Genomic DNA, 12,868 nt, shown 5'->3' on the forward strand with positions numbered 1-12,868 from the left:
ACATCATAGGTTAAAACAGCTTTATAAAATAGTGTTTTGATGCATTTGTAGTATATTTCTTGAGGTAATTCATTTGAAAAATAAATATTATCTACTTTCAAACCAAGGTAATTTGTTTTATTATAAGTATAGGGCACAGATATCTCTCCTTAATTATGGTTTCGTCGCTTATAATTATAGAGATATTTGTGCTTTTTTTGTATTCAAACATAAAAAAAACGATTGATGATTTTACTCACCAACCGTTAAAAGTGTATAGCCTTCTTTTAAAGCTTTAGTAGGGACTTCTTTTTCGCTAACTTCTTCATATGTTTTAACGTAATCTCTTTTATGTGTAACCTTTAAATAGCGATTTGGTTTTAACTTTTCAATTGTTGTAAATGTTAATTTGGTGACATTTCCATGTTCATCAACGGTATCTTGAGTGTAGCTCACTCTGCCATGTTCTAATAATTTATCTGGGTTGTGTTTTGTGATGAGGTACGAGTGTTGCTTTTTACCAGGGGGTTATACTGATCTATAATTTGTGATATTTCGCTTTCATTATTGGACTTAGTAAAAGACAACACTGATAAGACTATTAAAATTAATAAAATTATAAAACAGAAACTAGTTAATAATAAAAAGACTTTTTTCATTTTGTTCATCTCCTTTAGTTGTTGCATATATTATATAGGGGCAATAATTGATAAAACAACGAACAGAAATGTCATATTTTGTAATATAAATTTCACTCTAATTAAAATAAAAAAGCTTGGTAAGTATATTAATATAGAAGGGAAAGAATTTAAGTGCATAAAAAAAGACCAGTACTTAATTGTACTAGTCTGAGTTAAAATATAGTGCTATTCATCAATTTCTAAATTTGTCGTATTTAAAAGATAAGATTTGCATTATATTATTTAGTTTCGCGATGTAATGTATATTTATTTAATCTTGGGCAGAACTTTTTAAGTTCAATACGTTCAGGATTATTTCTTTTATTTTTCGTAGAAATATAATTACGGTCGCCACATTCTGTACATGCTAATGTAATATTTACGCGCAAAGTGCACACCTCTTTCTTAACAGTAATGATTACGTTTTAAAATTTTAGCATAAGAACTAGAACTTTTCAATAAAGTTTTATGGAATTTTAACTTTTGCTTTTTAACAAGTTAACGTTATGTACAATAAATGAAAAATATTTAATAGAGAAAATTATTGTTGAAATGATAAATATTTATGTTAGTATATAAAACGTAATAATTACGATTTGTAAAAGGAGAGATTTCAAGTGGCTAAAAAATCGAAAATAGCAAAAGAAGAAAAAAGAGAACGCATGGTTGAAAAATATTTTGAATTGCGTCAAGAATTAAAAGCAAAGGGTGACTATGAAGCATTGAGAAAGTTACCGAGAGATTCATCACCAACTCGGTTAACACGCCGCTGTAAGGTCACAGGACGCCCAAGAGGTGTATATCGTAAGTTTGGAATGTCACGTATAGCATTAAGAGAATATGCACACAAAGGACAAATCCCTGGTGTAAAAAAAGCAAGTTGGTAATTTCAGACTCATGTGCATTTACATTTAGTTTAAAACAATGTATATTATCTATTGGTTAAGATAGTATAAATGTTATTGTTCGGAAATTATGGCAAATCAATTAATTTTTTCTATAACAATTATCATATTTATAATGAAAATCTTACCATTATATAAATGTTTTATTAAAAATGTTAGGGGTTTGTTAAATAGTGAAAATTTTTGATTACGAAGATATCCAACTTATACCGAATAAATGTATTGTAAATAGTCGTTCTGAGTGTGATACAACTGTTGAATTTGGCCCAAGAAGCTTTAAATTACCAGTTGTTCCAGCCAATATGCAAACTGTTATGAACGAAACATTAGCTGAATGGTTTGCGGAAAATGATTATTTCTACATTATGCATAGATTTGATGAAGAAGGTCGAATTCCATTTACTAAAAAAATGCAAGACAAAGGTTTATTTGCTTCTATTTCAGTAGGTGTAAAAGACCGTGAATTTGATTTTGTTGAAAAATTAGCAGCTGAAAAAGTAATACCTGAATATATTACGATTGATATTGCACATGGCCATTCTGATTCAGTTATTAATATGATCAAACATATTAAACAACATATTCCAGAAGTATTTGTAATTGCTGGTAACGTAGGTACGCCAGAAGGAGTTCGCGAATTAGAAAATGCTGGTGCTGATGCAACTAAAGTAGGTATTGGTCCGGGTAGAGTTTGTATTACTAAAATTAAAACAGGATTCGGTACTGGTGGATGGCAGTTATCTGCATTAAATCACTGCAGTAAAGCCGCACGTAAACCAATCATTGCTGATGGCGGTATTAGAACTCATGGTGACATAGCAAAATCTATCCGTTTTGGCGCATCAATGGTTATGGTTGGTTCATTATTTGCTGCACATGAAGAATCACCAGGTGAAACGGTTGAGTTAGATGGTAAAATGTATAAAGAATACTTCGGTAGTGCATCAGAATTCCAAAAAGGTGAACATAAGAATGTAGAAGGTAAAAAAATGTTTGTTGAACACAAAGGTTCTTTATTTAATACATTAATTGAAATGCAACAGGATTTACAAAGTTCAATTTCATATGCAGGCGGTAAAGATTTAAACTCATTAAGAAAAGTGGATTATGTAATTGTTAGAAATTCAATTTTCAATGGAGATAGAGACTAAATTTTAGTAGGTGTAAAAAATTAGAAAATTTTTAGTATACATAGTAATTTTCTTGGCCATTGTCTTAATTGTTCCTATTAAAGAATCATCATCAATGTTGTCATTACAGCAAACCTTTAAATCTAAAGTAGATAGTTGGACTACAGACAAATCAATGACAAACGATGCATTAAAAGTACCGAGTAAACAAGATTTTGCTATAAACAATATTCAAATAAATATGTCGAAACAAAATGTTGAAGATAAACTAGGTACGGCTCAAAGAGTTACATCAAACGAATATGGTACAAAATGGTTTACTTACTTCTCTGACAATTATAAATCATTTGTAATGGTAAGTTACATTGATAATAAAGTGCATGCTTTATACAGTAATCAAAATGTAATTTCTTCTAAATCAAAAATAAAGTACGGTTCGCCTAAATCAGTTGTAAGGGAACGTTTAGGTCAACCTATAACTGAAAAGCAAAAAGGGCGCGTAAAATTTGATGTTCAAGATGATGGTTATGATAATTTTCATAAAGACCAAATCTATACAACCGTTTTTTATGATAAACATAATGATAATAATTTAACGGCACTTTTACAAGTCAGTGATAAGATGGAGAATCGGTTACAAGAACAGTACGGTGCACCTTCAGACGGACTAGCTAAAAGTTTTGAATTGCAAAATTTTGATTTAGTGAATGCTGAACGCGTTCAACATCAATTAGAACCTTTAACTTATTCAGCAAGTATTTCTGATACTGCAAGAAAGCACAGTAAAGATATGGCTGATAACCGTTATTTTGATCATAATAATTTATCAGGTGAGTCTCCATTTGATAGATTGAAAGCTGATGGCCATGACTTTAATACTGCTGGTGAAAATCTAGCTTATGGACAAACAAGTAGCATATATGCACACGAAGGTTTAATGAATTCATTAGGTCACAGAAAAAATATATTAAAACAAGAATTTAAAACACTTGGTGTTGGTGTGGATTTTAATGAAAACAAACAACCATATTGGACAGAAAACTATTCTGGCTAATGTTTATTTTGTGTTGTAAAAGGGTATCCTTTATTTTGTGAGGATGAGTAAGTTATGACTACTAAAAAAGAAAATAAAACAGAAGATATTCTTGAAAAAGTGAAAGACGTTTTAGAGAAAAAGAATGAAAAATAAGAGGTTGCGCAAACTGCGCATCCTCTTATTTTTTTGAGAGTGTCTTTGATTTGATGATAACGCTAATTACATTTCTCTAAATAATCCTACTACTTTACCTAGTACTGCAACTTGATCTAAGTATATTGGTTCCATTGTACTATTCTCAGGTTGTAAGCGATAGTGTGTTTTCTCTTTGAAAAAACGTTTAACAGTAGCTTCATTCTCCTCAGTCATAGCAACAATAATATCACCATTTTCAGCGATAGTTTGACTTCTAACAATCACTTTATCTCCATCAAGTATTCCAGCTTCAATCATACTATCACCAACTACATTTAATATGAAAATGTCACTGTTGTGTGTCGAAGTAAAATGCTCAGGTAAAGGAAAGTATTCTTCTACATTTTCTACCGCTGTAATAGGTATTCCAGCGGTTACTTTACCTATTACAGGAACATGAATTGTTTCTTCCATATTAACTGGTTCGCCTAATTGTTCATTTACAATTTCAATTGCGCGTGGTTTAGTAGGGTCTCTTCGTATATAACCTTTTTCTTCTAATCTAGATAAATGTCCGTGCACAGTAGAACTGGAAGCTAAGCCTACAGCTTCACCAATTTCTCTCACACTTGGTGGATACCCTTTCGAATGAACAGTCTGCTTGATATATTCAAATATTTCATTTTGTCGTTTTGTTAACTCTCTCATAATAGGCACTCCCTAATTTAATTTGACTTAATTATAGCATGTACATTTATAAATTACAAACGTTTGTTCGTTTAAGTGTTGACATAGAACAAGCGTTCTGATAAAGTGATATTACAAACAAACGTTCTAGGAGTGACCTTAAATGATAAAAATATATAAATCTCAAATAAAAGCTTATATGATAGTATTAGTTGTAACTATGGTGCTTTGTGCATTATTTATATTAAGTGCACATAACAATGCGAATTCAGAACAAACGTACGAAATGACAGATCATCAAATGGTACATCAATCTAATGACAGCGAACAGAAAAACACTGAAACAGAGCAAAAAAGCGAACATGAAGCTCAACCTGTTTTTGCAGCAGTACATTAACAAAAGTGTATATATAAATAAAATAGTTATATACAGAGACTGGGGACATTGAGCGAAACGATTTTGTTTCGCTCAATTTTTTGTTATATTTTTCTATATGAAAAAATTAACGGAGGTATGTCATGACTAACGTAGATGGCGTAGATTTAGAACGTATAAATGAACTGGCTAAAAAGAAAAAAGAGCAAGGACTGACAGAAAAAGAAGCTAAAGAGCAATCTAAACTTAGAGAAGCATATTTAAAGTCTTTCAGAAAAAAATTCAAACAACAGTTAGAAAGTACCAGAGTTATTGACCCAGAAGGAAATGATGTTACTCCAGATAAAGTGAAAAATATATTAGATACCAAAGAAAAAGAAGATAAAGAGTAAATCAATTTTTTGTTAAATGAATAATAAATAAGGTATAATAGGTTAGAATCTTGCTAGAAGAAAGGAAGTCATATAAATGAATAAAGAAAAAGATCAATTAGCAGTTGATACGATTAGAGCGTTAAGTATCGATGCAGTTGAACAGGCTAACTCAGGACACCCAGGATTACCTATGGGTGCTGCTCCAATGGCATATACATTATGGACACGTCATTTAAACTTTAACCCCCAATCAAAAAACTTCTTTGATAGAGATCGTTTTGTATTGTCAGCAGGACATGGTTCGGCTCTTTTATATAGTTTATTGCATGTATCGGGAAGTTTAGAATTAGAAGAGTTAAAACAATTTAGACAATGGGGTTCAAAAACGCCTGGACACCCTGAATTTAAACACACAGATGGTGTTGAAGTAACTACTGGACCGCTTGGACAGGGATTTGCAATGTCTGTTGGTATGGCTATGGCAGAAAAACATTTAGCAGGTAAATTTAATAAACAAGATGCTAAAGTAGTTGACCATTACACATATGTGTTAGCTTCTGACGGAGATTTAATGGAAGGCATTTCTCATGAAGCAGCTTCATTAGCAGGCCATAACCAGTTAGATAAACTAATTGTACTATATGATTCAAATGACATCTCATTAGATGGCGACTTAGATAAAGCATTTTCTGAAGATATCAAAGGGCGTTTTGAAGCATATGGTTGGAAACACATACTTGTTAAAGATGGAAATGATTTAGACGCAATTGACAAAGCAATTGAAGAAGCTAAATCTCAAGATGTACCTACTATTATTGAAATTAAAACAATTATAGGTTTTGGTGCACCAAATAAAGAAGGTACACATGGTGTTCACGGAGCGCCATTGGGAGAAGATGAAAGAAAATTAGCGTTAGAAAAATATGGCTTAGACCCTGAAAAACGTTTTAACGTACCTCAAGAAGTATATGAAATATTCCAACAAAGTATGTTAAAACGTGCAAATGAAAAAGAAGAGGCATGGAATAAACTGATTGAAGAATATACTACTAAATATCCAGAATTAGCAGAAGAATTCAAGTTAGCGATTAGTGGTAAATTACCAGTTGACTATAGTAATGCTTTACCACACTTCGAAGCTGGTCATAGTGGGGCATCACGTGCCGATTCAGGTGAAGTTATCCAAGCGTTAAGTAAGACTGTACCTTCATTCTTTGGTGGTTCAGCAGACTTAGCTGGTTCAAATAAATCTAATGTAAAAGAAGCACCTGATTTTGACAAAACAACACCAGAAGGTAAAAATATTTGGTTTGGTGTACGTGAGTTTGCGATGGGTGCAGCAGTGAATGGTATGGCTGCTCACGGTGGATTACATCCATACGGTGCAACTTTCTTCGTATTTAGTGATTATCTAAAACCAGCTTTACGTTTGTCTTCAATTATGGGACTTAATTCTACATTCATATTTACACATGATTCGATTGCTGTTGGTGAAGACGGACCTACACACGAACCTATTGAACAATTAGCAGGTTTAAGAGCTATTCCTAATATGAATGTAATTCGTCCAGCTGACGGAAACGAAACAAGAGTAGCATGGGAAGTAGCTTTAGAATCAGAATCAACACCAACTTCATTAGTCTTAACACGCCAAAACTTAACTACAATGGATCTTGACAAAGAAACTGTAGAAGAGGGTGTTCGTAAGGGTGCTTATGTTGTGTTTGAATCTGATCAAGCTGCAGAATTCTTATTATTAGCTACAGGCTCAGAAGTTAATTTAGCAATAGAAGCTGCTAAAGATTTAGAGGCACAAGGTAAAGGCGTACGTGTTGTTTCTATGCCAAACTGGAATGCTTTTGAAAAACAATCAAAAGAATATAAAGAATCAGTATTACCAGCATCAATCACTAAACGTGTTGCTATTGAAATGGCATCACCACTTGGATGGCATAAATATGTAGGTACTGAAGGTAAAGTTATTGGTATTGAAGGATTTGGAGCAAGTGCACCTGGTGATTTAGTTGTTGAAAAATATGGTTTTACAAAAGAAAATGTTTTAAATCAAATTCAAACATTTTAAAATGTAATGATTAATTAGAAAATGGTATGAGAATTAAACACTCATACCATTTTTTCTATGATATAAAAAGCTAATATTTACAAAATGATTTTTGAATTGATATAATACTTAGGTCGAAAGTAATATAAATATTGTTGCTCTTGAAATAGAGCTCTTATTTTAGTAAAATTCATTAGGATAGGAAAGTGGGTGAAACAATGGCAACTTGGTTAGCAATTGTATTAATCGTGTTAGCGTTAATACTAGGTTTAGTAGGTGGATTTTTACTAGCAAGAAAATATATGATGGATTATCTTAAAAAGAACCCACCAATCAATGAAGAAATGCTACGTATGATGATGATGCAAATGGGTCAAAAACCTTCTCAAAAGAAAATAAATCAAATGATGACAATGATGAATAAGAATCAACAAGACCAAATGAAAAAGTCTAAATAGCGAATCATTAAAGGGCTGAGAGCTACTTTCGAAAAGTAACTCTCAGCCTTTATTTTTGTCTGTGGCGGGGTTATAGCTGTAACTATATTTAGGTATCTAAAAAGTATATTGAATTCGATTTATAATTACTGATTAATACTTGGTTAAATGATATACTTACGAAAGTAAATATCACTTTTAGAAACGTAAAGAAGGTGTAAGCTTGTTATATTTAATTTTTTCAATAGCTTTTGCTTTTATAATGGGTATCGGTGTAATCATTATAAGAATGAAGGCGCAACAATTTCCAGTAAATGAAAAGAAAATTATACTTCCCCCCTTTTTCATGGCGACAGGTGCATTAATGTATGTCGTACCATATTTTAGGTTAACAGGGTTAGAAATAATAGAATGTATCATATTAGGTGTTGCATTTTCTACAATTTTAATTTGGACTTCTAGGTTCGAAACAAAAGGTAGAGAAATATACATGAAAAGATCAAAGGCTTTTCCAATAATTTTAATTTCTCTATTATTAATACGTACAGTAATTAAAATTTTTATTAGTAATCAAATAGATCCAGGGGAAATAGCCGGCATGTTTTTCTTACTTGCTTTTTGCATGATTGTCCCTTGGCGCTTGGCTATGTTGTATAAATATAAAAAAGTGAAAAAAACATTAGTTAATTAATTAAAATTTATAATTAAGTTAGTGATTTGAAAGTTTACTTAATCGAGTTCAATAAGAAAATTTATAATGTTTTGCAATCAGACATTGATTGTTAAAATAATAACTTTGAGGTTGTGGCAAAAATGTCCAGCCTCATTTTTTTACTTGAAAATAATAATAAGGTGATATAAAATTATATACGAACAAACGTTCTGTAGAAAGGTGATTTTATGAAAATTATACATACTGCTGATTGGCATTTAGGAAGAATTTTAAATGGAAAATCTTTACTAGAAGATCAACAATATATATTAGATAAATTTATTGTTGCAATGGAAGAAGAACAGCCAGATGTTATTGTCGTTGCAGGTGATTTGTATGATACGAGTTATCCCAATAAAGACGCAATCCAATTATTAGAATCAGTTATTGATACTTTGAATTTGAAGATGAATATACCAATAATAATAACAAATGGTAATCATGATAGTAGAGAAAGATTGAACTATGGTGCAAAATGGTTTGAAAAGTCTGGAATGTATATACGTACACAGCTTGAAGCTATTACTAAGCCGATATCAATTGAAAATGTTGATTTTTATACGTTGCCTTTTGCCACTATTAATGAAGCGCAATTCTTTTTTGATGATAAATCCATAGAGACTCATCAACAGGCACTTAATAAAGCGTTGGAGTATATGTCAGAAGTTATAGATACAGATAAAGTTAATATTTTAATTGGGCATTTAACAGTTCATGGTGGAATACGTTCAGAATCGGAAAGACCACTCACAATTGGCACAGTCGAATCTGTATCTGAGGATGCTTTTCAACAGTTTGATAGAGTGATGTTAGGTCATTTGCATCATCCCTTCAGTATCAAATCAAATTTTATTAATTATAGTGGCTCAATTTTGCAGTATTCTTTTTCAGAAGCAAATCAACCTAAAGGCTATAAAAAATTAGAAATCATAGACAATGTAATTAGTGATAAGTTTATTCAATTGCAACCACTAAGACAATTAGAAGTTATTGAAGGTGATTACGAAGATGCTATTCAAGAAAAGTTAGCTGTAATGCATAAAGATAATTACTTCCATTTTAAATTAAAACATATGTCTCACGTAAGTGATCCAATGATGCACTTAAAAAAGATTTATCCAAATACCTTGGCACTTACTAACCAAACATTTAACTTTGATACACCAATACATCATGAAAATATTGAAATACAGAAATTAGATGATTCAACGATAATAGATAATTTCTATCAAAGTATCACAGATGAACAGCTTACTAAAAATCAAAGTAAAAAAATAGAGAGCATCATGTCTGAATTACTTGAAGGAGATACTAAATAAATGAGACCTATTAAATTGAAATTAAATAATTTTGGACCATTTTTAAATGAAACGATTGATTTTACCTATGTAAATAATAACCAATTATTTCTAATTAGCGGAAAAACTGGCTCCGGTAAAACAATGATATTCGATGCTATTGTATATGCATTATTTGGTGAAGCTTCAACGAAAGATCGAAAAGAAGGAGATTTAAGAAGTCATTTTGCGGAAAATAATATGCCTATGAAGGTTGAATTCGAGTTTAAATTACGAAACAATGTTTTTAAAATCCAGAGACAGGGCGCATTTATAAAAGAAGGCAATAAAAATAAAACATTAGGTCAATTAGTTGTATATCAATTAGAAAAAGATGAATATGTACTTAGAGAAAGCAAAATAAATAATGGAAATCAATATATTAAACAACTTTTAGGTGTGAATGCAGACCAATTTAGACAGTTATTTATTTTACCTCAAGGTGAGTTCAAAAGGTTTCTATTATCAAAAAGTTCAGAAAAGCAAGAGATTTTAAGGACTTTGTTTAATAGTCAAAGGTTTGAAGAAATTCAAAAATATCTTACTGAAGATGTGAAAGAAGTTAGGCAACAAATTGAAAAACATTTTAATACCTTAGAAAATTTTTGGCAAGAAATCCAAACATTTGAAGCTGACAATTTAAATGAACATAAAATGGTTAATGCTAGACAAACGAATCGTTTGCTTGAAGTATTACCGGATTTTGAAAAAAAAGCGACTGAAATTCAAAAAGAATTAAATCAACAAAAGAAAGCAAACCAAGAATTGTTAAATCAAGCAGAAGTTAAATTGAATGAGAATATGAAATTACAAGAATCACTAAAACATTTAGATATCAAAAGGAAAGAATATGATTCATTGTTGGTACGTGAAGACGAAATCAATAAAAAAATCAAACGGATAAAAGAAATTAATGAAGTACGTCCAGTTGTAAATTTATTAGATACAAAAGAAAATTTAATATCGAAAAAAGAAAAAGTAAATGTTGAAATTAATGAAAAAGATAGAAATTTAGCAGAACTTGAAGAAAAGTTAAAGAACAGTATTGATGAATTAGAATTTTATAAAAATAATATTAATGAAATAGAACAGTATCGTGACTTTGTTGATAAAACAAAGATTTTTTATGATAAGTCTTCAAAATATAGTGAGGCCTACAATCGATTCAAGTTATATAATGAGGAACTTTTGAATTTACGTGAGCAATTAAAAGATAATGAGATTAATATCAATGATACACAAAATCAATTACAACAACGCCACACCAATTATAAAAAATTAGAGTATATAAATGAAGAAATATATGTTTTGAAAGACGAAATTAAAGTTTTAAAGCAAAATGAGCAAGACAAAAAAGAATATGACGCATTGTTGAAAAGAAAGACACAAAAACAAACATTTTTGAAAGAGAATGAAAGTGCATTAGTTGATTTAATGGATAAGTACCAAACTATCGATAAAACCAATATCCATTTAAATGATAAGAGAGAAATGATTAAGCAAATACAGTCTTCAATACATTCAGGAGATACTTGTCCTATTTGTGGAAGTCATATAAATTCTATAGAAGAACATATTGATTTTGCAGAGTTAAACCGAAGAGAAAAACAACTTTCAGAAATCGAAACACAAAAAAATAAATTAAATGAAAGTAAAATAAAGAATGAAAGTGAATTGCAATACATTGACGAACAATTACTTAAGTATAATGAGGAATCTATTGCAACAACGAATTATGAAGATCGTGAATTAGACCTCGCTAAGAAATATAAAGAAAAAGTTTTAGTTGAAAAGGAAAACGAAGCTATTGAAAAATTAAAATTAAAACAACAGCAATTAGAAAATAACTATCATGATTTACAGATAGCAATACAAAATAAAGTGCATGAATTAAAACAGAATGAAATGATTATTAATGATTTTGAGAACACGACCGGATATAATGAAATTAATCAATTTAGTGATATTTACAAACACTATTATAATAAAGTGAATGATTTTGATAATAAAACAAAAGAGTTGGAACAAAAAATTCAAAATTTTAATAGTACATTGGCAGTAGAGCGCAATAGTAAAAGTTATTTAGATAAAAATAAGGATGAATTGCAAAATGATATTGAAAAAATCAACAATAAAATCCAAGATGAAATGCAGAGTATTGGATTTACAACGCTCGATCAAATTTATCAAGTAACAGCTCAAACATCGGAAAAAGAAGCACTAGAAAAAGAAGTAGAATCATATGAAAAATCGAAACAATCGATGGAGTTAATCATCAAACAATTAAATGAAGAAACAATGGAAAGAAAACCAGAAGATATAGAATTGCTGACTGAAGACTATAAAAACAAGCAAAATGCACTGGAAACGATATCAACCTCATTGAGTCAGCATGAGTATAAAATGGAACTTAATCGAAAGAAAATTAATGAAATAAAGAACATTATAGAAACGTTAAACAATGCGTTACAGACACAGCAAGAAATTTTCCAGTTAGCGGAGATATTAGCAGGTAAAAATGATCAAAAATTGACTTTAGAAAACTACGTACTGATTTACTATTTAGAAAGAATTTTGGCTCAAGCCAATCAACGATTAGCGCTAATGACTGGTCAAAGGTATCAATTAACGAGAAGATCACAAATTTCACAAGGATACAGTGGACTTGAAATAGATGTGTTTGATTCTCACTCAAATCAATCACGACATATTACATCTCTTTCAGGTGGCGAAACTTTCCAAGCATCATTAGCCTTAGCGTTAGGGTTAAGTGAAATTGTTCAACAAGAGTCAGGAGGAATCTCATTAGACTCTATGTTCGTTGATGAAGGTTTTGGCACATTAGATCAAGAAACTTTAGAAACTGCCTTAGACACACTTTTAAGTTTAAAATCGAGTGGGCGAATGGTTGGTATAATTTCACATGTAAGTGAGTTAAAACAAAGAATTCCAATAATTTTAGAAGTTATATCAGAACAATACCAAAGCATAGCACAATTTAAGAAACAATAAACATAT

13 protein-coding genes are annotated in these 12,868 nt (G+C 30.6%); 10 read left to right on the forward strand and 3 right to left on the reverse strand.

Annotation, left to right across the window (positions count from 1 at the left end; all coding sequences use genetic code 11):
- Window positions 1-231: 231 nt before the first annotated feature.
- Together BJS11_RS12455 and rpmG are read right to left on the reverse strand one after the other, a co-directional pair.
- The gene (locus tag BJS11_RS12455) at window positions 232-477 is read right to left on the reverse strand and encodes a YxeA family protein (RefSeq protein ID WP_069996483.1); all 246 of its coding nucleotides are present in this window, start codon (window positions 475-477) and stop codon (window positions 232-234) included.
- A 421-nt stretch (window positions 478-898) separates the two neighbouring features.
- The gene (gene rpmG / locus BJS11_RS12460) at window positions 899-1,048 is read right to left on the reverse strand and encodes a 50S ribosomal protein L33 (RefSeq protein WP_017724369.1); all 150 of its coding nucleotides are present in this window, start codon (window positions 1,046-1,048) and stop codon (window positions 899-901) included.
- Between the two features lie 228 nt (window positions 1,049-1,276).
- Here rpmG and rpsN point away from each other — a divergent pair, with 228 nt between their 5' ends.
- From rpsN to BJS11_RS12475, 3 genes are all read left to right on the forward strand, one after another.
- Window positions 1,277-1,546 (forward strand): 30S ribosomal protein S14, encoded by a 270-nt coding sequence (gene rpsN / locus BJS11_RS12465; protein ID WP_069996484.1) that lies wholly within the window; start codon window positions 1,277-1,279, stop codon window positions 1,544-1,546.
- A gap of 191 nt (window positions 1,547-1,737) precedes the next feature.
- A complete protein-coding gene (guaC, locus tag BJS11_RS12470; protein WP_069996485.1) occupies window positions 1,738-2,715 on the forward strand; it encodes a GMP reductase in 978 nt (325 codons plus the stop codon).
- Window positions 2,716-2,869: 154 nt separating this feature from the next.
- A complete protein-coding gene (locus BJS11_RS12475; RefSeq protein ID WP_374699943.1) occupies window positions 2,870-3,748 on the forward strand; it encodes a CAP domain-containing protein in 879 nt (292 codons plus the stop codon).
- Between the two features lie 201 nt (window positions 3,749-3,949).
- Here the strand turns inward: BJS11_RS12475 and lexA are convergent, their stop codons facing one another.
- A complete protein-coding gene (lexA, locus tag BJS11_RS12480) occupies window positions 3,950-4,573 on the reverse strand; it encodes a transcriptional repressor LexA (RefSeq protein WP_069996487.1) in 624 nt (207 codons plus the stop codon).
- A gap of 142 nt (window positions 4,574-4,715) precedes the next feature.
- Between lexA and sosA the strand changes: the two genes are divergently transcribed.
- From sosA to sbcC, 7 genes are all read left to right on the forward strand, one after another.
- Entirely contained in the window at window positions 4,716-4,949 is a 234-nt protein-coding gene (sosA, locus tag BJS11_RS12485) for a DNA damage-induced cell division inhibitor SosA (RefSeq protein WP_069996488.1), read from the forward strand.
- Window positions 4,950-5,071: 122 nt separating this feature from the next.
- The gene (locus BJS11_RS12490; RefSeq protein ID WP_069996489.1) at window positions 5,072-5,320 is read left to right on the forward strand and encodes a DUF896 domain-containing protein; all 249 of its coding nucleotides are present in this window, start codon (window positions 5,072-5,074) and stop codon (window positions 5,318-5,320) included.
- 76 nt (window positions 5,321-5,396) lie between these two features.
- Complete coding sequence (gene tkt / locus BJS11_RS12495; RefSeq protein ID WP_069996490.1) at window positions 5,397-7,385, forward strand: transketolase; 1,989 nt, start codon at window positions 5,397-5,399, stop codon at window positions 7,383-7,385.
- 197 nt (window positions 7,386-7,582) lie between these two features.
- Window positions 7,583-7,822, forward strand: coding sequence for a YneF family protein (locus tag BJS11_RS12500; RefSeq protein ID WP_069996491.1), 240 nt, complete (start codon window positions 7,583-7,585; stop codon window positions 7,820-7,822).
- A gap of 202 nt (window positions 7,823-8,024) precedes the next feature.
- The gene (locus BJS11_RS12505; protein ID WP_069996492.1) at window positions 8,025-8,492 is read left to right on the forward strand and encodes a CcdC family protein; all 468 of its coding nucleotides are present in this window, start codon (window positions 8,025-8,027) and stop codon (window positions 8,490-8,492) included.
- Between the two features lie 209 nt (window positions 8,493-8,701).
- Entirely contained in the window at window positions 8,702-9,832 is a 1,131-nt protein-coding gene (gene sbcD / locus BJS11_RS12510; RefSeq protein ID WP_069996493.1) for an exonuclease subunit SbcD, read from the forward strand.
- A complete protein-coding gene (sbcC, locus tag BJS11_RS12515) occupies window positions 9,833-12,862 on the forward strand; it encodes an exonuclease subunit SbcC (protein WP_070014102.1) in 3,030 nt (1,009 codons plus the stop codon).
- Window positions 12,863-12,868 lie beyond the last annotated feature (6 nt).

The organism is Staphylococcus caeli (genome assembly GCF_900097965.1).
Taxonomy (GTDB): Bacteria; Bacillota; Bacilli; order Staphylococcales; family Staphylococcaceae; genus Staphylococcus; species Staphylococcus caeli.